Raw genomic sequence first — 24,402 nt, 5'->3', positions numbered from 1 at the left:
ACCTCAGCGAGCCAGATTGGCGAGGAATGGGTGCCCTTCGCCGTCCTGCGACGCAACCGGCGCAGCGCAACGGATGACTTCGACGGTTTCGACGCAGTGCCGCGCGTCCTCGATGCCGTACCCCTTGCCGTCCAGGATTGCCTGGTAGCTGACGGTATGCAGATCGGTAAAGCCTTCGGAGAACTCTATCTCCTGGCCATCAACAGTGATCGAGCGATAGGTCGGCTTCTTGCCCTTGACCGCATCAGGCAGATCATTCCGATCAATGGACAAGAACCAGCGTACCCGGGCGTTCTCGTATTCCAAGTATCCCGCAGCTTTGTAAGCACTGCTGTGGTGGACGACATTGCGCTGCAACTTGCCAAAAATGAAATGCAGCATGTCGTAGAAATGCACACCAATATTGGTGGCCACGCCGAATGACTTGCGCTGGTCGCCTTTCCAGCTCTCCATGTACCAGTTACCGCGGGAAGTGATGTAGGTCAGTTCGACTTCATGCTTGTGGGCACGCTTTTCGTTCTGGACTTTCTCTTTGAGGTCAATGATCGCCTGGTGGTGGCGCAGTTGGAGAATATTCCAGAGGCGCTTGCCCGTCTCGCGCTCGGTCAGGGCCAAGTCGTCCAGCAGGGTGATAGTTGGAACCAGTGGCTTCTCGCAGATGACATCGCAGCCCATGCGCAAGGCTGAGGTGATATGCGGGTGGTGCAAGTAGTTGGGGGAGCAGACGGACACGATATCCAGTGCTTTGGCCGGATCGCGTTTCAAGCGCCAGGCGTAATCGTAGAAGCGTTCGAACTCGGTAAAGAACTCGCTTTGCGGGGAAAGACTGTCGATGATGCCGACCGAATCGTTGATGTCATAGGCACAAACCAGCTCATTACCGGTGTCCTTGATGGCTCGCATGTGGCGTGGGGCTATGTAGCCGGCTGCGCCAATCAGGGCAAAACGTTTCACTAGAACGCTCCAAATAAACTTGTCTGGGATAGACCAGGAATAAAAAATTAAGCCTTGACGATGTGGGCTTCAGGCTGACGGTATTTACCACGGCTATCAATGATCAGCTTGGCGCTGGACTTGATCAACTCATAGTCAAACTTGTCGTGGTCGGTGGCTAGAATCACTGCATCGAAGTGGGTCAGGGTATCGGCGTTCAGAGGCACACTGGAAAGGTTGAAATGGTGTTCACGCATTTTCGGGAAAACAGGGACGTGAGGGTCACTGTAAGAGACGATGGCGCCTTTGGCTTCGATCAACTCCATGATCTCGACAGAAGGTGACTCACGCATGTCATCGACATTCTTCTTGTAAGCGATGCCCAGTACAAGGATGCGGCTACCCTTGAGGGCGCGGCAGTCATCATTCAGAGCATCCACGAGTTTGCTCACCACATACTCGGGCATGGCTTGATTGACTTCGCCGGAAAGCTCGATGAAGCGGGTATGCAAGCCATATTCTCGTGCCTTCCAGGTCAGATAGAAGGGGTCGATCGGAATGCAGTGGCCGCCCAGGCCCGGTCCCGGGTAATAAGCGGTGAAGCCGAAGGGCTTGGTGGCAGCGGCATCCACTACCTCAAAGATGTCGATGCCCATGCGGTCGGCGACGACTTTCATTTCATTGACCAGGCCAATATTGACCGCGCGGTGGATGTTCTCCAGCAGCTTGGTCATTTCCGCAGCCTTGGTCGAGCTCACCAGCACCACCCGGTCGATTGCCTGTTCGTACAGGGCAACGCCTACCTCGAGGCAACTTGCGGTATGGCCGCCAACTACTTTCGGAATCGTGCGTGTTTCAAAGTCGGGGTTGCCCGGGTCTTCGCGTTCTGGCGAGTAGACCAGGAAGATATTCTCGCCAACCTTGAGTCCACCCTCTTCAACGCGAGGCAGCAGTTCTTCCTCGGTCGTCCCGGGGTAGGTGGTACTTTCCAGGGATACCACTTGGCCGGCACGCAAATAGGGCTTTAGCGAGTCGGTAGTGTTGATCACGAAACTCATGTCCGGCTCGCGATACTTATTCAGCGGAGTGGGAACGCACAAGATCAATGCATCGCACTCGCTGACGCGGCTGAAGTCCACGGTCGCTTCAAAGCCACTGGCATGGGCGGCAGCAATCTTGCTGGCAGAAATGTGCTCGATATAGCTTTGGCCAGCATTCAACTGATTGACCTTGTTCTGGTCGACATCAATGCCCAGCACGCGAAAACCAATTGCGTTGTAGCGCAACATCAACGGCAAACCGACATAGCCAAGCCCGATAATGCCGATCAGAGCTTCTCTGCTCTTGAATTTTTCAATGCTTGCCTGTTTGATGTCTGACATCAATTAAAACTCCGACTGGACTTTCGTCTTAATATTGAATAAGTGTTTAATTTTAAGTTGTCATGGTGCTGGAAGTTTTAATTTTATTAAGTGAAATAAACTATTAAAATCCAGGTCTGCCTCGAGCGATAATGCATAAGGCGGTCCCAGCCTCCAGCATGTCTTGCGCAAGACTCCTTTCGCGAGCTCCGTTTGTGACAGCGCGGCACACTGAGTATAAATCGGTGGCCCTGATCGGCCTGGCACACCAGGCGTCCACGGTCAGTTGTTCGCGGTCATTGAGGCAAATGCTGGATTGGCTGTTCCCACCTGTGGACGAGTGCAGGCTTGACGGGCCTATGAGAAGCAGATCGACGTCAAAGCTGCTTATGGCAATGCCGCTTTTGCAGCGAGAGGCTGCTGCGAATGATGCGGTCAAAACTTCTCCCCCTGAGTGCTGCATACCGCAGTAGCCGCCGAATCTGTCGTCATTGAACGGGGCATTTTACCTGTATTCGGTGAAATGTCCGATAGCCTCGTCAAGGTCTTCGCTAGCTGGACGTTTGAAAGAGTCAGGTCGTGGGCTCAAATCGCTGCCGGCAAGGGGATGTGACGAAGAGGCTTGGGATGGGGGGCAAGCTGTTCAAAAAATGCACATCGCTCTGCAAGCCTTGTGGAGCAAAGGCTGTAGCACGTTTCACGCAGGTTATCCACAGGCGGCTCCACAGGGATTGGGGGTAAGCCACCCACAACTGTATGACCGTCTTATGTCATTGATCAAAAAACAGGCGATAGCCGTGAGGCCCCGTGGAGCAAGGTCTGTAGGAGCTTTCTCCCAGGTTATCCACAAGCTGTTCCACAGTGGATGTGGGTAAGGCCCTCAGGCTCAGTAGCATCCTGACGATTCCCAGACCCGCTGCGCACTGTGGTGCAGGATGCCGTGGCGCCGGGCCAGGGCCTGGCGGTCTTTGCTGTAGCCGCCGCCAATCACCCCGACCACCGGGATGTCGCGGCCCAGGCAATGGCGCATGACACGCTCATCGCGCTCGGCGACCCCGGCGTCGGTCAGTTTCAGGTAGCCCAGGGCGTCGTCCTTGTGCACGTCGACCCCGGCGTCGTACAGCACCAGGTCCGGTTGGTAGAGCGGCAGCAGGTAGTTGAGGGCGTCATCGACCACCTGCAGGTACTCGCTGTCGCCCATGCCCATGGCCAGGGGAATGTCCCAGTCGCTGGTGGCCTTGCGCGCCGGGAAGTTCTTTTCGCAGTGCAACGAGACGGTCACCGCGTCCGGGGTATGTTCGAGAATCCGAGCGGTGCCATCGCCCTGGTGCACGTCGCAATCAAAGATCAGCACCCGGCTGACCCGACCGGCCGCCAGCAGGTAATGACTGATGATCGCCAGGTCGTTGAAGATGCAGAACCCGGCCGGGTAGTCGTAATGGGCATGATGGGTGCCCCCGGCCAGGTGACAGGCCAGGCCATGTTCCAGGGCCAGCTCGGCCGCCAGCAGCGAGCCGCCGACCGCGCGCACGGTACGTCGCGCCAGGGCTTCGTTCCAGGGTAGGCCCAGGCGCCGCTGGTCTTCCCGGGACAACTCGCCGCTCATATAGCGTTCGATATAGCCAGGGTCATGGGCCAGGGCCAGGATCTCTGGAGGGCAGAGCTGCGGGCGCAGCAGGTCGGCATCCCGGGTCAGGCCGCTGTCCACCAGGTGGTCGCGCAGCAGGCGAAATTTGTCCATGGGAAAGCGGTGTTCCGCAGGAAACTCGGGGCTGTAGTCATCGTGATAAATCAACGGCAATGGCATGGCAATTTCTGATAGGAACCCGTGAAGGATCCTACCAGCGATGTAGACTTGCTCCCATGGATTATGGAGGGCCCCGATGGAGCCGATATTGCAACTGGAAAGCGCGCGGCTGTTGATGCGCCAGTGGAGCGATGAAGATTTGCCGGCGTTTGCGGCAATGTGCGCCGACCCACAGGTCATGCGGTACTTCCCTGCGCCCTTGAGCCGACTGGAAAGTGCGGCATTGATCGGGCGAATACGCGGTCATTTTGCCGAACATGGCTTTGGTTTGTGGGCGCTGGAGCGCAAGGACAGCGGCGCCTTTATCGGCTTTACCGGCTTGGGCGTAGTGGGTTTCGAAGCGCCCTTTACCCCAGCGGTGGAAATCGGCTGGCGCCTGGCCCGTGAACACTGGGGCCTGGGCTATGCCAGCGAAGCGGCCTGGACCGCTCTGCGCTGCGGTTTTGACCGCTTGTCGCTGAAAGAGGTGGTGGCGTTCACCACAGCCAGCAATCAGCCGTCGCAGAAAGTCATGCAAGCCATCGGCATGCACCATGCTCCAAGCGACGACTTCGAACATCCCGCGCTGGCCGGCGATCACCCGTTGCGCGCCCATGTGCTGTATCGCATCAACCGCGAACAATGGTTGGAAACCTTGCATGGATAGGGCGGCAGGGCGTTTAGAATGTGCCGATTATCAGGATGCCCCCTGATTGAATTGCCCGCCGCAGCCAAGACTGCGCGGTATTGCTCTGTGTGAGGAGATCCTGAATGAGCCACGTGTTGGAAGATCTGGTCGACCTGTTGACCCTGGAACCGATCGAAGAAAACCTGTTTCGCGGTCGCAGCCAGGACCTGGGCTTCCGCCAGCTGTTCGGCGGCCAGGTGCTGGGCCAGTCCTTGTCCGCAGCCAGTCAGACCGTGGAAGAAGCACGCCATGTGCATTCCATGCACGGTTACTTCCTGCGCCCGGGCGATGCCGGTTTGCCGGTGGTCTACCAGGTGGACCGGGTGCGTGATGGCGGCAGCTTCAGTACGCGCCGGGTGACCGCGATCCAGAAGGGCAACCCGATCTTCACCTGCAGCGCTTCGTTCCAGTACGACGAGCAGGGCTTCGAACACCAGAACCAGATGCCGCAAGTGGTGGGCCCGGAAAACCTGCCCTCGGAGTTGGAAATCACCCAGCAGCGCGCGCACCTGATCCCTGAGCACATGCGTGAAAAACTGCTGTGCCCGAAACCCATCGAAGTGCGCCCGGTCACCGAAAAAGACCCGTACAACCCGCAGCCGATGGACCCGGTGAAGTACGTGTGGTTCCGCGCCGACGGCGCCTTGGCCGATATCCCGGCCTTGCACAAGTACCTGCTGGCCTATGCCTCCGACTTCGGCCTGCTGACCACTTCGATGCTGCCCCACGGCAAATCGGTGTGGCAGAAGGACATGCAGGTCGCCAGCCTCGACCACGCGCTGTGGTTCCATGCCGATCTGCGCGCCGACGACTGGTTGCTGTACGCCATGGACAGCCCATGGGCCGGCAATTCCCGTGGTTTCTCCCGTGGCAGCGTGTTCAACCGCGCCGGGCAACTGGTGGCGTCGGTTACCCAGGAAGGTCTGATCCGTCATCGCAAGGACTGGGCATGAGCCTTTCGGACATACGCCATTGGGTGTTCGATATGGACGGCACCCTGACGATTGCAGTGCATGATTTCGCCGCCATTCGCCAGGCCCTGGATATCCCCCCGGAAGACGACATTCTGACCCATCTCGCGGCCTTGCCCGCCGCAGAAGCCGCGGCCAAACATGCCTGGCTGCTGGAGCATGAGCGTGAACTGGCCCTGGGCTCACGCCCGGCGCCGGGGGCGGTGGAGCTGGTGCGCGACCTGGCGCAGCGCGGCTATCGCCTGGGCATCCTGACCCGCAACGCGCGGGAGCTGGCCCATATCACCCTGGAGGCCATCGGTCTGGCGGACTGCTTTGCCATCGACGACGTGCTGGGCCGCGATGATGCGCCGCCCAAACCGCACCCGGGTGGCTTGCTGAAGTTGGCCGAGGCCTGGGAGGTGACGCCCGGCGCCATGGTGATGGTGGGCGACTACCGCTTCGACCTCGACTGCGGCCGCGCCGCAGGCACGCGCACGGTGTTGGTCAACCTGCCGGAGAACCCATGGCCGGAGCTGGCGGATTGGCACGCGGCAGACTGCGGCGCGTTGCAGAAAATGATCTAGCGAGGGCGTTTGTTCCCTTGGAGCCGCTGCGGCCCGAGTCTTCGGCAGCGGCTACAGATGGCTTCTAGTGGCGAGGGAGCTTGCTCCCGCTGGGGCGCGTAGCGCCCCCCAATAAAGTCCGCCCCCTCAGCGGGCGAACAATGCCTTCTGCCCCTCAGGCGAGGTCAACATCCCATCTCCGTTGTGCCCCACCCCCGGCACCTCCACCAACCGATGGCTCAACTGCGGGTGGCGCTGCTTGAGGTAGTCGAAATAGTTGTGCCCGCGAATCAGGCGATAGGCGCCCTGGGCCTCGGCTTCACAACTTTTATCCAGTGCCGGATGGTTCGGATCGGTGTCCTGCTGGCCCAGCAGGTAGGTGATAGTGCGTGACACGTACGCCTGCTCCAACTGCTCCGCACTCTGACCCCGGGCGTAGTCCGGCAGCTGCTGCAGGCCGTATTTCCAGTTGTCGAAGCCCGGGCAATCGGCTGCATCGAACCGCACCGGCCGCTGCGGGCTGAAGTACGCATAGGACGATGGGTTGGCCACCACAAAGCGCAGGCTGATGCCTTCGCGTTGCAGGGTCGGGTGATCGTGGCCGATCAGAGCGAAACGCTGCACCACTTGGCCACCGCCGGAATGGCCGGCGACCACGATTTCCTTCAGCGCCGGAAACAGCGTGTGGTTGCCCAGGTGTTTGATGATCTGGTCGAGGGCGCCATAGGAGCTGACCTGGCCCGGGCCGATGGATGCCTCGCCCGCCATCCAGTCGTTGCCCTTCCAGCGCAGTACCTGGCGGTCCAGGTGGTTGCGCTGCACGTCGGACTCATTGAGAAACTGCGGCGCGATCACCAGGGTGTTCGCGCCTTGCCCGGCCTGGCTGGCGGCCTGTTCGGCGCTGTGCAGGTAGGTCTGGGCATTGCGCAGGCGGCCATGGACGATGATCAGTGCGCGCTGGATCTGCGGCAGCGGCTGTCGCCAATCCTGGCTCAGGCCCACGGCCAATTCACCGCCGTCCAGCGCCAGGCGCTCGGGGCTGATGTCCTTGACCCCATGTTCCGCCGCCTGTGCGCTGGCACAGGCGATCCACAGCGCAACCAGCGTCAGTACGCGCATTTTTAAAGGCTCTTCGCGGCGAAGGTGTCGCACTGGCCGATCTGGCCCTGGCTGAAGCCGGTCTTGAACCAGCGCACGCGCTGCGCCGAGGTGCCGTGGGTGAAGGAGTCCGGCACCACACGTCCCTGGCCTTGTTGCTGCAAACGGTCATCACCGATGGCATTGGCGGCGTTCAGGGCTTCTTCGATATCCCCGGGCTCCAGCCAGTTCAGGCGTTTTTGCGCATGGTTGGCCCAGACTCCGGCCAGGCAGTCGGCTTGCAGTTCCTGGCGCACCAGCAGCCCGCCATCGCCCTGCATCTGCCGGCCTTGCTGGCGTGCAGCCTGGATCTTGGCCGAGACCCCGAGCAGGGTCTGCACGTGGTGCCCGACTTCGTGGGCGATTACATAGGCCTGGGCGAAGTCGCCGGCGGCGGAAAAGCGCTGGGACATTTCGCGGAAGAAGTCCATGTCCAGGTACACCTGCTGGTCGGCAGGGCAGTAGAAGGGGCCGGTGGCCGAGGTGGCGGCGCCGCAGGCGGAGTTCACCCGACCGCGGAACAGAATCAGTTTGGGTTGCTGGTACTGGCGCCCGGCCTCCTGGAAGATCTGGCCCCAGGTGTCTTCGGTGTCGCCGAGGATGGCGCGCACGAACTCGGCCTGTTGATCATTGGCCGGTGGTGCCTGGCGCGTCTGGGTCGTGGCCGGTGCCGATTGCTCCATCTGCCCGGTCAGTTGCCCGAGGATCTGCATCGGGTCCTGGCCGGTGATCCAGCCGATGCCGACGATCAGCAGGATGGCCGTCAGGCTCAGGCCCTTGCCGCCGCCGAAACGCATGCCGCCGCCACCGCCACCGCTGTCATCGCGAGCATCCACCACGTTGTCGCTGCGCCGCCCTTTTTTCCAAAGCATGGGGTGAATCCTCGTTATCGTTGGCTGTGAGTGTTGCTGGTGAGTGGTGCCGACGCCAGTCCGGTCGTCAGGCATTTGCGCGCACGTTACCATTGCCCGCGGCCGCATCGCTGCTGTCCAGACCTATTCGGGGCTCACTATTGAACATCGATACCCGCATCAAATTCCGTCACCTGGTGTGTTTTCTTGAAATGGCTCGCCAGGGCAGCCTCGCGCGTGCCGCCGATGTGCTTGCCGTGAGCCAGCCGGCGATGTCGAAAACCCTCAAGGAACTGGAGCAACTGCTCGATGCCAGCCTGTTCCTGCGCAGCAAGGCCGGGCTCAGCCTGACCGAGGCCGGCCGGGCCTTCTTGCGTTATGCCGGGCCTTCGGTGCAGGCCCTGCGCGAGGGTGTGGATACCCTGCGTGGCGGTGAATATGCGGCCGGAGTGGTGCGCCTCGGGGTGCTGTCGACCGCTGAAAGCCTGCTGCTGCCGGAAGTGGTGCGGCGCCTGCACCAGCGCCACTCGGCACTGGCGGTGAGTGTGGTCACCGGCCCCAGCGCCTACCTGTTGTCGCAGCTGCGGGTCGGGGATGTCGACCTGGTGGTGGGGCGCATGACCGAGAGCCCGGAGATCCAGGGCCTGAGCTTCGAGCACCTGTACAGCGAGTCGATGACCCTGGTGGCGCGCCCGGAGCATCCCTTGCTCGCCGGACCTCTCGATCGCGACGCCGTGGAGCGCTTTCCCCTGGTGCTGCCGCTGGCGGGCACTACCATCCGCAAGTTCGCCGACAGCCTGTTTGTGCAGTGCGGCATCGGCCAATCCCGGCAGCGCCTGGAAACCCTGTCGGTGACCTTGAGCCGGCGTTATGCGTTATCCACTGATGCGCTGTGGATCGCCCCGCTGGACGCGGTGCGCCTGGACCTGGCCAACGGCGAGTTGTGCGAGATCGACCTGGGGTTGCGCGAGCCCGGGGGCTCGGTGGGGATTTCGAGCAACGCCAGCCTGCCGCTGTCGCTGGCCGGGCAATGGTGCGTCGACGTTCTGCGGGAAGTGGGCAGCGCTTATCGTGAAGGGCTTTATCCATAACCATTTGGTTATGGTTGGCGGGCGGCTTTTCAATTTTCCGCTTCCTGTTGTTGGGTGAGACTGCGAGGGCAGCTCCATAAATCCAACAACAGGAGATCGACATGTCTGATGCAGACAGCAGTCGCTTCGTGATTCGCGACCGTAATTGGCACCCCAAGGCCTTGACCCCCGACTACAAGACGTCCGTCGCCCGCTCCCCGCGCCAGGCACTGGTCAGCATCCCGCAATCGGTGAGTGAAACCAGCGGCCCGGATTTCTCCCACCTCAAGACCGGCCGTTTCGACAACGACCTGCTGCTCAACTTCAACAACGGCGGCTTGCCGGTGGGCGAGCGCATCATCGTTTCCGGGCGGGTCTGCGATCAGTACGGCAAGCCGATCCCCCATACCCTGGTGGAGATGTGGCAGGCCAACGCCGGCGGCCGCTACCGGCACAAGAACGACCGCTACCTGGCGCCCCTGGACCCGAACTTCGGCGGCGTCGGCCGGGCCCTGACCGACCGTGACGGCTACTACAGCTTTCGCACCATCAAGCCCGGGCCGTACCCCTGGCGCAACGGCCCCAACGACTGGCGCCCGGCGCACATCCACTTCTCCATCAGCGGTCCGTCCATCGCCACGCGCCTGATCACCCAGTTGTATTTCGAAGGCGATCCGTTGATCCCGCTGTGCCCGATCGTCAAGTCGATTGCCAACCCGGATGCGGTGCAGAGCCTGATCGCGCGCCTCGACATGGGCAACGCCAACCCCATGGACTGCCTGGCCTATCGCTTCGACATCGTGTTGCGCGGCCAGCGCAAGACCCATTTCGAGAACTGCTGAGGAGCTTGCCCATGCCTATCGAACTGCTGCCCGAAACCCCTTCGCAAACGGCCGGCCCTTATGTGCACATCGGCCTGGCCCTGGCCGCTGCCGGCAACCCGACCCGCAGCGATGAAATCTGGAACCAGATGGCCAAGCCTGACGCGGCCGGCGAACAGATCCTGCTGATCGGCCACGTCTACGACGGCAATGGCCATCTGGTGCGCGACTCGTTCCTGGAGTTCTGGCAAGCCAACCACGAGGGGGTCTATGACCCGGTCTTCGATTCGGAAAAAACCTTCAACAGCTTCGGGCGTACCGCCACCACCTTCGACGCCGGCGAGTGGACGCTGAACACCATCAAGCCAGGTGTGGTGCAGAACGCGGCGGGGGTGGCCATGGCGCCGCACATCAACCTGTCGCTGTTTGCCCGGGGCATCAACATCCACCTGCACACCCGGCTGTACTTTGCCGACGAGTCGGAGGCCAACGCGCGCTGCCCGGTGCTGAACCTGATCGAACAGCCGCAACGTCGCGAAACCCTGCTGGCCCATCCCTGCGAAGTCGACGGCCAACGCGCCTACCGCTTTGATATTCGCATCCAGGGTGAAGGCGAAACCGTGTTCTTCGACTTCTAGAAAGACCCCGGCGCCATTGGACTGCCAATGGCGCCTAATGCCCCCTCATTTCAACGATCAAACACGTCCCACTGTGGCGCGAAATCCGGGCTGACCTGGCGCTGGTCCTTCGGCAAGTCCGCAATCAACGCCCGATCCTCATCGTCCAACTGCACCTGCAAAGCCCCAAGATTGGCCAACTGGTTGGCCTGGCTGCTGGCTTTGGGAATGGCCGCGACGTTGTCCTGATCCAGCAACCACTTCAATGCCACCTGGGTCGGCAGCACCCCGTGTTTGGCGGCGATCTGCTGGATCTGCGGGATCTGCGAAACCTTGTTGCGGGCCAGCGGCGTATAGGCGGTCAGCACCATGTCGTGCTGGCGTGCATAGTCCAGCAAGCCGCTCTGGCCCAGCAGCACGTGGTACTCCACCTGGATGGCCGACAACGGCGTACCCAGTTCTTCGACCGCCCGGCGCAGCAGCGCCAGCGGGAAGTTGGCCACGCCTATATGGCGGGCCAGGCCTTGTTCCTTGAACGACGCCAGGGTTTCCAGGGTGCGTTGCAAGTCCATGTCGGGGGTTGGCCAGTGGATGTGGAACAGGTCGACGTAATCGGTCTGCAGCGCCTTGAGGCTGCGCTCCATGGAGTGGCGCATGGCATCGGGTTGCAGTTGGTCCCACCAGACCTTGGTGGTGACGTGGATCTGCTCCCGGGGCACGTCGGTGTTGCTCAGCGCCTGGCCGACCGCCTCTTCGTTGTTGTAGGCCTGGGCCGTGTCGATGTGCCGGTAACCGAGGCTCAACGCCTGTTCCACGGCGCGGGTGCATTCCTCGCCCAGCATCGGCCAGGTACCCAGGCCCAGCTTGGGCATGTGCAGGCCATGTTGGGTCAGGATGGGGCTGTTGGCTGAGTGCTGCATGGTCGATCTCCTATTCGTAAGCGATGGCCCCGGCGATGTGGCGTCCGGCAATGTAGCCGAACGTCAGGGCCGGGCCGAGATTGATGCCGCCGGCGGGGTAGTGGCCGCCCATGATGCTGGCCATGTCGGTGCCCGCTGCGTACAAACCGGCAATCGCCTGGCCTTGGCCGTCGAGCACCTGGGCGTGCTGGTTGACCTTGAGCCCGGCAAAGGTGCCGAAGCAGCCCGGTTGTAACTTCACCGCGTAGAACGGGCCGTGCTCGATGGGCGCCACGCAAGGGTTGGGCTGGTGCAGCGGGTCGCCCTGTTTGCGGTTGTAGGGGGTCGAGCCGCGGCCGAACTCCGGGTCCTGGCCCTGATGCGCGTGCCGGTTGTAGTGCGACAGGGTCTCGCGCAAACCGTTCACATCGATGCCGCAGGCCTGGGCCAGGGCTTCGATGGTGGGGGCGCTTTTCAGGTAGCCGCTGTGGATAAAGGGCGCCACCGGCAACGGGAAGGGGCGGGAGATGCCCAGGCCGTAGCGGCGCTGGAAGCCATGGCTGCAGATCAGCCAGGACGCCACTTCCTCGCCTTCCGGCGCCGCCGCGACCATGGCCCGGACGTAATCGTAGTAACCGTCGGCTTCGTTGACGAAGCGCCGGCCATTGCTCAGCACGCCGATGATCCCCGGTTTGCCGCGCTCGATGATGTGCGGGAAGTGGCCGACGCTGCCGTCCTTGTACGGCACGGCGGACACCGGGGCCCAGGCCACCGGCGACTCCATGTCGCTGTCGACCTGGGCGCCCACGCTTTCCCCCAGGCGCAGGCCATCGCCGCTGGCGCCGAGGGGCGGCAAGGCCAGGTGTTCGTGGCCACTGGGGGTGCGCGGGAACAGCGCCTTGCGGCGTTCGATATCGTTGGGGAAGCCTCCGGCGGCGAGTACTACTGCCTTGGCCGCATTGATGCGGATCTGTCCGCGCGCGGTGCTGACCACTGCGCCGGTGACGGCGCCGTTGTCCTGCAGCAACTCGGTCACCGGCGCCGACTCCCAGAGCAGCACGCCCAGGTCTTCGGCGGACTTGGCCAGGCGCGCCACCAGGGCTACGCCGTTTACCAGTTGCATGGCCCGGCCATGGACGGCGAGGTCCAGCAGGTGGCGGCTGAAGCGCCGGGTCACGTGCCAGGCGGCGGGCAGCGAACGGGTCAGGTTGAGGAAGGCCGAGAGGTCGGCGCCGGCCATGATCGGCATGCCCATGAATGAGGTTTCGCGCAGGGTTCTGCGCAAGCGCTTGAGCAGCTTGCCGACCTGGCGTGCGTCGTAGGGCGCGGCGATTACCGAGCGACCACCGGTGCCGGCCCCGGGGCTGTCACCGTGGATATCGGCAATCCCATTGCCGTCGGCAAATTGCAGGGCGGTGTGGCGCTCGAAAAACGCCACCATGCGCGGCCCGGCTTCAAGAAAGGCATCGATCAGCGCCGGTTGGTAACGCGCGCCCAGTTCATGCTTGAGGTAGGTGCGCGGCAGCTCGACGTCTTCGATAATCCCCGCGCGCTGGGCCAGCGGGTTGCAGGGTACCCAGGCCCAGCCGCCGGACCAGGCCGTGGCACCGCCGAACACCGGGTCCTTTTCCACCACTATCACCTTCAAGCCGTGCCAGGCGGCGGTGACGGCGGCTGAAAGCCCGGCCGCGCCGGAGCCGACAATCAGCACATCGCAGTCGATATCGGGGTGATGCAGGCTGGGTGCGGCAGACATGGGCGAAAAAACTCCGGAGCAGGGGATTTATTATTTTTTGGAACTTGATTCCAAAAAATATACGGAGTCGAATAGCGCACAGCAAGGCACGCTGAGCGAGTGGAGCCGTGCCGATGCTTTTTTTGTGCGGTTATCGAACGATGCCGCGGTGTATTTCCCATTGCGCCGGTTGTCTCTAGAATCGGCCAAATTTCGTCTGGACCCCCACCATGGCCGGCAGTCAAATCGAACGCGTGTTCAGCGTTCTGGAAAGTCTTACCAGTGACCCCCGGGGTGTGCCGATGCAGGCCCTGTCCGAGCAACTCGAGATCCCGAAAAGCGCCACCCATCGTCTGCTGGCGGAGCTGATTCGCCTGGGGTACGTGCGGCAGAATCCGGACAACCTGCGCTATCAATTGTCGACCAAGCTGGTGGCCATGGGCTTTCGCTACCTGGCCAGCAGCGGCGCCGATATCGTGCAGCCGGTGCTCGACCGGCTGGCCCAGGAAAGTGGTGAACTGGTGCGCCTGGGGGTGATCGAGGGCGAGCGCCAGACCTGGATCGCCAAGTCTCAGGGCGCTCGTTCCGGCCTGCGTTACGACCCGGACATGGGGCGCGAGGCGCCGCTGTTCTACACCGCTTCCGGGCATGCCTGGCTGGCCTGCCTGAGCGACGCCGAGGCCCTGGCCCTGGTGGAGCGTCAGGGCGCCGGGGTGCCGGATGAGCTGGGGCCGAATGCGCCGCGCTCGAACATTGAATTGCTCGAACGCCTGCGCCTGGCGCGGGAGCAGGGCTATGCCTGGGTCGAGGAAAGCTCGGCGGTGGGCACTTCGGCCATCGCCGCGGTGGTGCGTCATCCGATGGATCAGCGGGTGGTGGGGGTCCTCAGCATCGCCGGCCCCAGCGCCCGCCTGCCCCTGGCCCGCCTGCACGAACTGGCGCCGCTGCTGCTGAGCTTCGCTGCCGAACTCAGCGCCGCAAGCCAAGCCTCCGAACTCTTCAACTGACAACAGCTTCGCCCTGTAGCCGCTGCCGCCAGGCTGCGCTGGCCCTGCGCCTCGACACTCATACATCTGACGCCACCACGGCGTCCGCATCGGCCAGAGCAGCCTCGTGCCTCGGCAGCGGCTACGGGTTTGCAGCACGGCTTGCTTGTAATGGGTTTGGAAAGTTGTGCGCTGATCGGACAGTATTTTGTTTTGTGCTTGTGTGAAAGTGGAACTGAGTTCTAAATAATTTGAATTGAGCTTCCCGATAACAATCACAAGAGGATCGCGCATTGAGTTCGCCACTGCGTATCGCCCTGATCGGCGCCGGCAACATGGGCCAGCAGCATTACCACCACCTCAAGACGCTTGCCGAAGCCCGGCTTTGCGCAGTGGCCGACCCTGGTCCCCAGGCGGCCGAAGTCGCTGCGCAATGGCAGGTGCCGCATTACGCCGACCACCGGCAGATGCTGGCCGAGTCCCGGCCCGACGGGGTGATTGTCGCCAACCCCAACAACCTGCATGTCAGCACCGCCCTCGATTGCCTGGCTGCCGGCGTGCCGGTGTTGCTGGAGAAACCGGTGGGTGTGCAGATGGACGAGGTGCGCCAGTTGGTGGCGGCCTCCAGTACCAGCGGAGTGCCGGTGCTGGTGGGGCATCATCGCCGGCACAATCCACTGATCGTGCGGGCCCATGAGTTGGTGCACGGCGGCGCCCTCGGGCGGCTGACCACGGTCACCGCGCTGTGGCAATTGCGTAAACCCGACAGCTATTTCGAGATCCCCTGGCGTCGTGAAGCCGGGGCCGGGATGTTGCTGACCAACCTGATCCACGACCTGGACCTGCTGCGTCACCTGTGTGGCGAAGTGCGCCAGGTTCAGGCGATGACCAGCAACGCCGTACGCGGTTTTGCCAATGAGGATTGCGCGGCCGTGCTGCTGCAATTCGACAATGGTGCCCTGGGCAGCCTGACCGGTTCCGACGCGGTGGCGGCGCCCTGGAGCTGGGAACTGGATTCCGGCGAGAACCCGGTGTACCCGCGCCAGGCCGATCAGCCCTGCTACCTGCTGGCCGGCACCGGCGGCGCCCTGAGCATCCCGCAGCTCAAGCGCTGGCAATACGCCGAGAGCAGCGGCGGCTGGCATCAAGCGTTGCAGGTGGTGCAGGAAAGCTTCAGCGAAGATGAGGCCTTGCGCCTGCAACTGCAGCATTTCGTCAAAGTCGCACGGCGTGAAGTCGAGCCCCTGGTCAGCGTCGCCGATGCCGCGCGCACCCTGGCCCTGATCGAGGCGATCCGCGAAGCCGCCGAAACCGGCCGGGCCTGTGCCCCGGCGCTGATTGAGTGAAGCCCATGACCCACGAATCTTTTCCCTGGCCAGCCTCACCGTGCTCGAGCTGTCGCCGCCGCAAATGGTCGAGGTCGCGGCGCGCGCCGGCTACAGTCACGTCGGCCTGCGCCTGGTGCCGGCCACCCCGGAAGAACATCATTTCCCGCTGGTGGCCGACGCCGACTTGCGCCGCCAGACCCTGGCGCGCCTGCGCGATACCGGGATCGGCGTGCTGGATGTGGAAATCCTGCGGCTCAAGCCCGAGACCCGGGTCGCCGACTTCGAAGCGATCCTCGCGGTGGGTGCCGAGTTCGGTGCCAGCGAATTGCTGCTGGCCGGCAACGATCCCGATGAGGCGCGCCTGACCGACAACTTCGCCGCGCTCTGCGACCTGGCCGGGCCCTACGGCTTGCACCCCCATCTGGAATTCATGCCCTGGACCGATGCACGCAACCTCGAACAGGCGGTGCGGGTGGTGGAGAATGCCGGGCGCGCCAACGGCTGCGTGCTGGTGGATGCCTTTCATTTTGATCGCTCGGCATCGTCCCTCGATGACCTGGCCAAGGTCGCGCCGGCACGGCTGCGCTATGCCCAGCTGTGCGATGTGGCGGGCCCGCGGCCGGACGATATGCAAGAGATCCTGCGCCAGGCGCGCAATGAGCGGCGTTTCCCCGGTGATGGCGACTGCGACTTGGCGGGGCTCTTGCATTGTCTGCCGGCCGGCTTGCCACTGAGCCTGGAGATCCCGGCTGTGCGCTTGATGGAGCAGGGCGTGAGTGCCTTGCAACGGGCGCAAATGGCCCTGGACAAGACCCGGGCGCTGTTGGCGAGGATCTAGAGCGGCAGATGAACCTATCGCCGGACAGCGGGTTCCTACAAGATGTCGTGACCTTGCAGGAGCCGGATTGGCGGCGATACGGCCTGAACCAGGATTAAAACAAGGACCTCCAATGACCATCAGCACACCCCTTTCCGGTGTCAACCAGCCTTTGAAAGGCATCCTGCTGGTTGTCCTCGCGACCTTCCTGTTTTCCAGTCACGACGCGTTGTCCAAATACCTCTCCGGTTTCTACCCGATCATCATGGTGGTCTGGGCCCGGTACCTAGTGCACACGCTGCTGATGGCCGGGATCTTCCTGCCGCAATCGGGCCTGCGGGTACTGCGCACCAAGCGCCCGCTGTGGCAACTGGCGCGGGCCCTGTGCCTGCTGGGCACCAGCCTGCTGTTCACCTCGGCGTTATTGTTCATTCCCCTGGCGGAAGCCACGGCGGTCAACTTCCTGGCTCCGGTGCTGGTCACGGCCTTGTCGGTGCCGCTGCTGGGCGAGCATGTTTCCCGGGGGCAGTGGCTGGCGGTGATCTGCGGTTTTATCGGGGTCATTATCATCATCCACCCCGGTGGCGAGCTGTTTACCCCGGCGGTGCTGCTGCCGTTTTGCTCGGCCCTGTGTTTCTGCTTTTACCAACTGCTGACCCGCAAACTCGCGGAGTACGACAGCCCGACCACCAGTAATTTTTTTGCCGGGCTGTGCAACACCCTGGTGATGAGCGCGCTGGTGCCGTTTTTCTGGCAAGTGCCGACCCTGACCCACGGCATCTTGATGCTGGCGCTCGGGACCTGCGGCATGACCGCCCACCTGTTCCTGACCCAGGCCTTTCGCCTGGCGGCGCCGGCCTTGCTGGCGCCGTTCGGTTACTGCCAGATCGTGTTTGCCGGGCTGCTGGGCTGGCTGCTGTTCAGCCACACGCCGGACCTGATCACCCAGGTCGGCATCGCGGTGATTTGCCTCAGCGGCCTGGCCGCGGCCTGGCAACAACGGCGTCGCTGAGCCGGCCTAGAAGCGAAAGCGCAGCACCAGGTTCTGCAACCCGGTGGCCAGTTGCGCAAGCTCCTGGCTGGTGGCGTTGGTGCGGGTCGAGGCGTCGGCGCTTTCCAGTGACAGGTCGCGAATGTTCAGCAGGTTGCGATCCACCTCGCGGGCGACCTGGGCCTGTTCTTCCGAGGCGCTGGCGATCACCAGATTGCGCTCGTGGATCTGCTCCATGGCCCGGGTGATCTGCGCCAGCGCCAGCCCAGCCTGTTCGGCCAAGGACAAGGTCTGGGCCACGCGCTGGCTGTTGCCCTGCATCGAATGCAGCACGCCGTCGGTATCGCCCTGGACCCGGGCAATCATCTGCTCGATCTCCTGCGTCGACTGCTGGGTGCGGTGGGCCAGGGCTCGCACTTCATCGGCGACCACGGCAAACCCGCGTCCGGCTTCCCCGGCCCGCGCCGCTTCGATAGCGGCATTCAAGGCCAGCAGGTTGGTCTGCTCGGCAATCGCGCGGATCACGTCCAGCACCTTGCCGATCTCCCGGGATTGCTCGGCCAGGGTCTGCACCTGTTGCAGGGCATTGCCGACGTCGCCGCTCATGGCCTGGATCGAGTCCAGGGTCTGGTTCACCCGTGCCCGGCCCTGAGTGGCCTCATCACTGGACAGGCGCGTGGTGTCGGATGTCGACACAGCGTTGCGCGCCACCTCTTCAACGGCGCTGGTCATCTCGTTGACCGCCGTCGCCGCCTGTTCGATCTCATTGTGCTGGCGTTGCAGGCGGCTGGAATCCTCAAGGGTGCTGTGGCTCATCTGCTGTGCGGCGGCGGTCAGTTGGGTCGAGGTGCCGCTGATGGATTGCAAGGTGTCGCGCAGGCTGCCCTGCATGCTGGCCAGGGCTCGCAGCAGGCGCGCGGTTTCGTCTTTGCCGCGGCTCTCGATGGTCTGGCTCAGGTCGCCGGCCGCCACCTGCTCAGCCACGCCCACCGCCTGGCGGATCGGCCCGACGATACTGCGGGTCAATAGCCAGGCCAGGGCCAGGGTCAGCAGGGCGACAGCGAGCAGGGCGCCGATTACGGTGAATTTGACCTGGTTGTACAAGGTGTCGGCATGCTGCGCCGACTGGCTGACTTCGGCGGCGGTCAGGTTCATCAACTCGGCGAACTGGTCGCCGGTGCGGGTCGAGTAATCCTGGATCTGGCCGTTGAGCAGCGCGTTCATTTCCACGCTGCGGTTGGCCTGGGACAGCGCCTCGTACTGGTCCAGGGCCTGGCGGTAAGTGCTCACGGTGGCCACGAACTGTTGGTACTGCTGCCGGTTGTAGTCACCCACCAGCGGTGCGAATTTTTCCAGGGCCTGGTCCAGCCAACCTTCAACCTGATGCAGGCGGGCGATGGTGGGCTCCAGCACCTTGGGGTCGCGGTTGAGGGCCATGCGCAGGCTGAGCACGCGGATGCTCAGGACGTAGTCGCGGATTTCTCCCAGGTAGCGGGTGCTGGGCAGGGACACGGTTTCCGTGTGCTGGCCGGTGGCGCGGACTTCGGCCATCTGTTTCAGGGCGAACAGGCCCTGGAGCAAAACCAGCAAGGCGATGACGCCAAAGCTGATCACGGCACGTTGGGCGATGCTCAGGTTAACCAGGGGCATGGGAGGGCCTGCGTAGCGGGAAGAAAAAAATAAGAGGGCGTCGAGAAAAAAAGCGCAGGCCCGTTGAACCGGGCCTGCGCGAAGGGAGCGTCAGTCTTCGATTTTCGGAATTTTGCGCGGGGCCATGAAGTACAGCCAGATCAGGGCAATGAAGTACATCGCCGGGATCAGGGTGAACAGCACGGTGTAGTTGTTGTTGGTCACGGTCAGGATATGGCCCACCAGCTGGGTCATGAACATGCCGCCGACCGCAGCGCACATGCCGCCGAAACCGAACACCGTACTCATCATGTGCTTGGGCGTGTAGTCCATCACCAGGCTCCAGATGTTGGCGGTCCAAGCCTGGTGGGCCCCGATGCCCAGGGAGATGGCGAAGACCGCCAGCCACAGGTTGGCCGTGCCGGCCGCCATGATCACGCCGATGATGCAGCAGGCGAACAGGAACATCGACATCAGCCGAGCCTTGATCGGGTTGATCCCGCGGCCGATCAGGAACGACGAGAGAATGCCGCCGCCGACGCTGCCGAAGTCGGCGGTCAGGTAGATGATGATCAGCGGGATACCCATCTGGGTCACGCTGATGCCCAGGTTGTATTGCTGGTTGAGGAACGGCGGCAGCCAGTACAGGTAGAACCAGAACACCGGCGCGGTGATCGAGTAGGCCAGGGCGAAGGCCCAGGTGCCACGCATGCGCAGGATTCGCGAGAAGGGCACGCGGGTTTGCTCGGGTTCGACTTCTTTCTGGATGTACTCCAGTTCAGCCTGTTTCACCGTCGGGTGATCTTCCGGGTTGTAGTACTTCAGGCCCCAGAACAGCAGCCAGATCCCACCCAGTGCAGCCATGCACAGGAACGCTGCCTGCCAGCCCCAGACGTGCAGGATCAACGGCAGCAACATCGGGGTGAACATGGCGCCGACGTTGGTCCCGGCGTTGAAGATGCCGGTGGCCACGGCGCGTTCGCCGGCCGGGAACCACAGGCGCGTGGTTTTCACGCAGGCCGGGTAGTTGGCGGCCTCGGTCAGCCCGAGGATAAAGCGGCAGACCATAAAGCCCAGGGCCGAGGTGGCCAGGCCGTGGGCGCCGGTGGCCAGGCTCCACAGCAGCACGGCGCAGAAGAACACGCGCTTGACGCCGATACGGTCGATCAGGCGTCCCTGCAGCACGAAGCCGATGGCGTAACCGACCTGGAACCAGAAGTTGATGTTGGCGTAGTCCATCGCCGTCCAGCTCATCTCCTTGGCCAGGATCGGCTGCATCACGCCCAGTGCGGCGCGGTCGATGTAGTTCAGGGTGGTGGCGAAAAACACCAGTGCGAGCATGCCCCAGCGGGTCTTGCCGACCGCCATGGCGCCGCGGATCTTGTCGCCTATACCGCCGTTGGCGGCCCCGAGGCGCGAGGCCATGGAAGAGCTTTGCGAAGGAATCATGTTGGCCATCCGTTCAATGACTGACGAGCGTCGACTCGTCGGGACTCAAGGTCGCTTGATCAATTCAGGAGTGCGGGCCGGCCGCAGGTGAACTCGAAGATTGATCGGCTGAAGGCTTTCGTCGGCTCCCGGGGGGGAAGGGGGCGAAAGCGGTCTGATCCGCTGGGTACGATTCAGCCCAGGGGGCGTAGAGCGTCCGTATGCAGAGTGCCAATAGCGTCTGGGCCAGGCGAGAACCGGAGGGGAAAGCAGGAAAGCGGGGCGTTGAGTGCAAGCATGAGGGTCTACCCGATTTTTGAAATTTTTATGGTGTGTTCTGGGTCTAGGGTGATTGAGGCCGGGGGTTTGCTGCCGACTCAATGTGGGGTGGATGGTGCGCAGTGGACGAAAAATCGTCAATTCACCAATGGCCATTGTGTTCGATAATCGCCCTAAAAACTAACTGGTTCGTACACTTTGAATTGCTGTATAGATGGGCTCGCTGAATAATTCGCTCACCTAATAAAAGACGCGGACCTCGTGGAGCCGCCGTACGTCGTGATCGTACGCGTAGCGCACAAGGGCTGCCTGATGAGCGATGCGGCCGAGCAGATGGCCTGCACCGCGCCCGCCAGGCCCGCTGCGGCCGGTACCGATCGCCGCCTGTGCGGCTACAGAGCAGTCATCACCGGGAGTTGAAACATGCAGCGTTCCATTGCCACCGTATCCTTGAGCGGTACCCTGCCGGAAAAACTCGAAGCCATTGCCGCCGCCGGTTTTGACGGGGTGGAGATCTTCGAAAACGATCTTTTGTACTACGACGGCAGCCCGCGCGAAATCAAACAGATGTGCGCCGACCTGGGCATTGCCATCACCCTGTTTCAACCCTTCCGTGACTTTGAAGGCTGCCGCCGCGACCGGCTGGCGCGCAACCTGGAGCGCGCGGAACGCAAATTCGACCTGATGCAGGAGTTGGGCACCGACCTGGTGCTGGTCTGCAGCAACGCCTCGGCCGACAGCGTCGGCGAGCAACAGATCCTGATCGACGACCTGCACCTGCTGGCCGAGCGCGCCGGAGCCCGGGGCTTGCGTATCGGTTACGAGGCGCTGGCCTGGGGCCGTCACGTCAATACGTATCAACAGGTCTGGGACATCGTGCGCCAGGCCGACCACCCAAGCCTCGGGGTGTTGCTGGACAGCTTCCATACCCTGTCGCTCAAGGGCGACCCGGCGGCGATTGCGCAGATCCCCGGGGACAAGATCTTCTTCGTGCAAATGGCCGATGCGCCGATCCTGGCCATGGACGTGCTGGAGTGGAGCCGGCATTTCCGCTGCTTCCCGGGGCAGGGCGAATTCGATCTGCCGGGTTTTCTCGCGCCGATCATCAAGAGCGGCTACACCGGCCCCTTGTCCCTGGAAATCTTCAACGACGGCTTTCGTGCCGCACCGCCACGGGCCAATGCCGCCGACGGCCTGCGCTCGCTGTTGTACTTGGAAGAGAAAACCCGCGACCGCCTGCTGCAGGAAGGGCAACCGGTGGCCAACCTCGACCAGTTGTTCGCACCGCCGCCGGCCAGCGAGTACGGTGGCACCGAGTTTCTCGAATTCGCCGTGGACGAAGCCCTGGGCGCCAAGCTCAGTGGCTGGCTGGAACGCCTGGGTTTTGCCAAGGCCGGCCAGCATCGCTCGAAAAGCGTCAGTCTGCTGCGCCAGGGCGATATCAACCTGATCCTCAATTCCGAGCCTTACTCTTTCGCCCACAGTTTCTTCGAGGCCCATGGGCCTTCGGTCTGTGCCACGGCGATCCGGGTCAAGGACAGCGCCAAGGCGCTGGAGCGGGCGGTGGCCTATAAAGGCCAGCCTTATCGTGGGCTGGTCGGGCCGAACGAGCTGGAACTGGCCGCCGTGCGCGAGCCCGATGGCAGCCTGATCTACCTGGTGGACCAGGAAAATGGCGGCCAGCACCTGTACGACACCGACTTCAACATGCTGCCCGGTGTGGTCGCCAAAGGCGGCCTGCAGCGCATCGACCACATGGCCATGGCGCTGCCGGCCGACACCCTCGACAGCTGGGTGCTGTTCTACAAGAGCCTGCTGGATTTTGCCGCCGACGATGAGGTGGTGTTGCCCGACCCTTACGGCCTGGTGAAAAGCCGCGCCTTGCGCAGCCGCTGCAGCTCGATCCGCCTGCCGCTCAATATCTCGGAAAACCGCAACACTGCCATCTCCCACGCGCTGTCGAGCTATCGGGGGGCCGGTGTGCACCACATCGCCTTCGATTGTGCGGATATCTTCGCCGAAGTCAGCCGTGCCAAAGAGGCTGGGGTGCCGTTGCTGGACATCCCCCTCAACTACTACGACGACCTGGCGGCGCGCTTCGATTTCGACGATGAGTTCCTCAGCGAGCTGGCCTATTACAACGTGCTCTACGACCGCGATGCCCAGGGCGGCGAGCTGTTCCACGTGTACACCGAGCCGTTCGAAGGGCGGTTCTTCTTCGAGGTCATCCAGCGCAAGAATGGCTACGTCGGATACGGCGCGGCGAACGTCGCGGTACGCCTGGCGGCCATGGCCAAGTCGCGCAGCGGTGCGGTGCGCCAGGCCAAGTTGTAGGAGTTTGGTAACGCGGGGCGGTCCAGGTCGCCCCGGTGCTTTCTTTCGCTGGCACACGCGGCCCATAATCGCCCGCGTGTGCAGCGTTGGCCGTGAGCCCAGAATGACAATGACCCCAGAACTCTCCGTAGCCCCCGAGCAACCGCTGGTGGAGCCGCGCAAGAGTCGCAAGAACAACCCGGAAAAGACCCGCGAGAACATCCTTCAAGAAGCCATTGTCGAGTTCGTGCAGCAGGGCCTTTCCGGCGCCCGCGTGGATGCCATCGCCGAGCGCATCCATACCTCCAAGCGCATGATCTATTACTACTTCGGCAGTAAGGAACAGCTCTACGTCGAGGTCCTGGAAAAGCTCTACGGTGACATCCGCAGTACCGAGAGCCGCCTGCACCTGGCGGAGCTGGAACCGCGGGAAGCGATCCGGCGCCTGGTGGAATTCACCTTCGATCACCATGATCGCAATGTCGATTTCGTGCGTATCGTCAGCATCGAAAACATCCACAACGCCGAGTACGTCAAGCAGTCCAGCGCGATCAAGGCGATGAACAACACCATCCTTCATGCCCTGGGCGAGATCCTCACACGCGGCCTCGAGGCGGGGGTATTCCGCAGTGGGCTGGACCCGCTGGACGTGCATTTGCTGATCAGTTCGTTCTGTTTCTACCGGGTGTCCAACCGGCATACCTTTGGCGAGATCTTCCAGATCGACCTGCCGGACGAAAGCATCAAGCAACGCCACCGGGAAATGATCTGCGAATCGGTGCTGCGCTACCTGCAGGCCTGAAGCGGTCCCTCGAGCGTCGACAAAAAAGCCCGCCCCTGCGTGTGACCGCAGGCGGCGGGCTTTTTACGTCATGGGGCGGGCAGGTCGGATACAACCTCTGGCGGTTCAGCTAAGCTCCGCGCTTCCCTCCCTCAACGCCAAGGAATGCATCATGGGCAATCCCGTCCCAACCCTGAAAGTCATCCTGATCCTGATGATTGTGGTCGACTCGTTCTGGCTCGCCGAACGCTTGCTCGGCCTGCTGAGCACCAGCCTGTTCGACTGGATGCCCAGCGCCCTGATCAGCGTGATCGGCATCTTCAGCAGCGTGTTGATGATCCTGTTCAACATCCTGCTGGTGGCCTTGCTCTCGCGCTTGCAACTCAAGCCCGAATAAGCCGGCGCTCCATGGGCCCTCTGTAGCCGCTGCCGCCAG

Annotated in this window: 23 protein-coding genes; 14 read left to right on the top strand and 9 right to left on the bottom strand. The window is 62.8% G+C overall.

Annotated features, from left to right (window positions below):
• Window positions 1-3: 3 nt before the first annotated feature.
• From AC19YX_RS29525 to AC19YX_RS29515, 3 genes are all read right to left on the bottom strand, one after another.
• Window positions 4-954: a Gfo/Idh/MocA family protein gene (locus tag AC19YX_RS29525; protein WP_500607660.1), complete on the bottom strand. Its 951-nt coding sequence runs from the start codon at window positions 952-954 to the stop codon at window positions 4-6.
• Between the two features lie 47 nt (window positions 955-1,001).
• Window positions 1,002-2,315 carry a UDP-N-acetyl-D-glucosamine 6-dehydrogenase gene (gene wbpA / locus AC19YX_RS29520; protein ID WP_500607659.1) on the bottom strand — a complete coding sequence of 438 codons (1,314 nt, stop codon included), beginning with the start codon at window positions 2,313-2,315 and terminating at the stop codon, window positions 1,002-1,004.
• An 865-nt stretch (window positions 2,316-3,180) separates the two neighbouring features.
• The gene (locus AC19YX_RS29515; protein ID WP_500607658.1) at window positions 3,181-4,101 is read right to left on the bottom strand and encodes a histone deacetylase family protein; all 921 of its coding nucleotides are present in this window, start codon (window positions 4,099-4,101) and stop codon (window positions 3,181-3,183) included.
• Window positions 4,102-4,177: 76 nt separating this feature from the next.
• Between AC19YX_RS29515 and AC19YX_RS29510 the strand changes: the two genes are divergently transcribed.
• From AC19YX_RS29510 to AC19YX_RS29500, 3 genes are all read left to right on the top strand, one after another.
• A complete protein-coding gene (locus tag AC19YX_RS29510; protein WP_078471699.1) occupies window positions 4,178-4,747 on the top strand; it encodes a GNAT family N-acetyltransferase in 570 nt (189 codons plus the stop codon).
• A gap of 104 nt (window positions 4,748-4,851) precedes the next feature.
• Complete coding sequence (gene tesB / locus AC19YX_RS29505) at window positions 4,852-5,721, top strand: acyl-CoA thioesterase II (RefSeq protein ID WP_078471700.1); 870 nt, start codon at window positions 4,852-4,854, stop codon at window positions 5,719-5,721.
• On the top strand, window positions 5,718-6,305 hold the full coding sequence (locus AC19YX_RS29500) for an HAD family hydrolase (RefSeq protein ID WP_201128120.1): 588 nt from the start codon (window positions 5,718-5,720) through the stop codon (window positions 6,303-6,305). Before tesB ends, AC19YX_RS29500 begins: the two co-directional genes overlap by 4 nt.
• A 126-nt stretch (window positions 6,306-6,431) precedes the next feature.
• Here the strand turns inward: AC19YX_RS29500 and AC19YX_RS29495 are convergent, their stop codons facing one another.
• Complete coding sequence (locus AC19YX_RS29495; protein ID WP_078471702.1) at window positions 6,432-7,403, bottom strand: hypothetical protein; 972 nt, start codon at window positions 7,401-7,403, stop codon at window positions 6,432-6,434.
• 2 nt (window positions 7,404-7,405) lie between these two features.
• Entirely contained in the window at window positions 7,406-8,293 is an 888-nt protein-coding gene (gene ypfJ, locus AC19YX_RS29490; protein ID WP_078471703.1) for a KPN_02809 family neutral zinc metallopeptidase, read from the bottom strand.
• A gap of 140 nt (window positions 8,294-8,433) precedes the next feature.
• On the opposite strand from ypfJ, the gene pcaQ reads away from it, so the two are divergent.
• The 3 genes from pcaQ (at window position 8,434) to pcaG (ending at window position 10,801) form a co-directional block, all read left to right on the top strand.
• Complete coding sequence (gene pcaQ / locus AC19YX_RS29485; protein ID WP_201128116.1) at window positions 8,434-9,363, top strand: pca operon transcription factor PcaQ; 930 nt, start codon at window positions 8,434-8,436, stop codon at window positions 9,361-9,363.
• Between the two features lie 101 nt (window positions 9,364-9,464).
• On the top strand, window positions 9,465-10,184 hold the full coding sequence (pcaH, locus tag AC19YX_RS29480) for a protocatechuate 3,4-dioxygenase subunit beta (RefSeq protein ID WP_020296942.1): 720 nt from the start codon (window positions 9,465-9,467) through the stop codon (window positions 10,182-10,184).
• Window positions 10,185-10,195: 11 nt separating this feature from the next.
• The gene (gene pcaG, locus AC19YX_RS29475; protein WP_078471705.1) at window positions 10,196-10,801 is read left to right on the top strand and encodes a protocatechuate 3,4-dioxygenase subunit alpha; all 606 of its coding nucleotides are present in this window, start codon (window positions 10,196-10,198) and stop codon (window positions 10,799-10,801) included.
• A 50-nt stretch (window positions 10,802-10,851) separates the two neighbouring features.
• Here pcaG and AC19YX_RS29470 read toward each other — a convergent pair whose 3' ends face one another.
• Together AC19YX_RS29470 and AC19YX_RS29465 are read right to left on the bottom strand one after the other, a co-directional pair.
• The gene (locus tag AC19YX_RS29470) at window positions 10,852-11,700 is read right to left on the bottom strand and encodes an aldo/keto reductase (protein WP_500607657.1); all 849 of its coding nucleotides are present in this window, start codon (window positions 11,698-11,700) and stop codon (window positions 10,852-10,854) included.
• Between the two features lie 10 nt (window positions 11,701-11,710).
• A complete protein-coding gene (locus AC19YX_RS29465) occupies window positions 11,711-13,435 on the bottom strand; it encodes an FAD-dependent oxidoreductase (protein ID WP_500607656.1) in 1,725 nt (574 codons plus the stop codon).
• A 209-nt stretch (window positions 13,436-13,644) separates the two neighbouring features.
• Here AC19YX_RS29465 and AC19YX_RS29460 point away from each other — a divergent pair, with 209 nt between their 5' ends.
• The 4 genes from AC19YX_RS29460 (at window position 13,645) to AC19YX_RS29445 (ending at window position 17,557) form a co-directional block, all read left to right on the top strand.
• Complete coding sequence (locus AC19YX_RS29460) at window positions 13,645-14,421, top strand: IclR family transcriptional regulator (RefSeq protein ID WP_500607655.1); 777 nt, start codon at window positions 13,645-13,647, stop codon at window positions 14,419-14,421.
• Between the two features lie 272 nt (window positions 14,422-14,693).
• The gene (locus AC19YX_RS29455) at window positions 14,694-15,746 is read left to right on the top strand and encodes a Gfo/Idh/MocA family protein (protein ID WP_500607654.1); all 1,053 of its coding nucleotides are present in this window, start codon (window positions 14,694-14,696) and stop codon (window positions 15,744-15,746) included.
• Between the two features lie 64 nt (window positions 15,747-15,810).
• Window positions 15,811-16,566, top strand: coding sequence for a sugar phosphate isomerase/epimerase family protein (locus tag AC19YX_RS29450; protein WP_500607666.1), 756 nt, complete (start codon window positions 15,811-15,813; stop codon window positions 16,564-16,566).
• 112 nt (window positions 16,567-16,678) lie between these two features.
• Window positions 16,679-17,557, top strand: coding sequence for a DMT family transporter (locus tag AC19YX_RS29445; protein WP_078471711.1), 879 nt, complete (start codon window positions 16,679-16,681; stop codon window positions 17,555-17,557).
• A 6-nt stretch (window positions 17,558-17,563) separates the two neighbouring features.
• Here AC19YX_RS29445 and AC19YX_RS29440 read toward each other — a convergent pair whose 3' ends face one another.
• A complete protein-coding gene (locus AC19YX_RS29440) occupies window positions 17,564-19,186 on the bottom strand; it encodes a methyl-accepting chemotaxis protein (protein ID WP_078471712.1) in 1,623 nt (540 codons plus the stop codon).
• Between the two features lie 90 nt (window positions 19,187-19,276).
• Complete coding sequence (locus AC19YX_RS29435) at window positions 19,277-20,614, bottom strand: MFS transporter (RefSeq protein ID WP_078471824.1); 1,338 nt, start codon at window positions 20,612-20,614, stop codon at window positions 19,277-19,279.
• A gap of 537 nt (window positions 20,615-21,151) precedes the next feature.
• Here AC19YX_RS29435 and AC19YX_RS29430 point away from each other — a divergent pair.
• The 4 genes from AC19YX_RS29430 (at window position 21,152) to AC19YX_RS29415 (ending at window position 24,363) form a co-directional block, all read left to right on the top strand.
• On the top strand, window positions 21,152-21,292 hold the full coding sequence (locus AC19YX_RS29430; protein WP_500607653.1) for a hypothetical protein: 141 nt from the start codon (window positions 21,152-21,154) through the stop codon (window positions 21,290-21,292).
• Between the two features lie 3 nt (window positions 21,293-21,295).
• Complete coding sequence (quiC, locus tag AC19YX_RS29425; protein ID WP_500607652.1) at window positions 21,296-23,206, top strand: 3-dehydroshikimate dehydratase QuiC; 1,911 nt, start codon at window positions 21,296-21,298, stop codon at window positions 23,204-23,206.
• A 103-nt stretch (window positions 23,207-23,309) separates the two neighbouring features.
• The gene (locus AC19YX_RS29420) at window positions 23,310-23,987 is read left to right on the top strand and encodes a TetR/AcrR family transcriptional regulator (protein ID WP_078471714.1); all 678 of its coding nucleotides are present in this window, start codon (window positions 23,310-23,312) and stop codon (window positions 23,985-23,987) included.
• A gap of 151 nt (window positions 23,988-24,138) precedes the next feature.
• Entirely contained in the window at window positions 24,139-24,363 is a 225-nt protein-coding gene (locus AC19YX_RS29415) for a hypothetical protein (RefSeq protein WP_078471715.1), read from the top strand.
• Window positions 24,364-24,402: the final 39 nt, after the last annotated feature.

This window comes from Pseudomonas sp. MF09150 (assembly GCF_059862355.1).
This window is presented reverse-complemented; position numbering and strand designations above follow the sequence as displayed.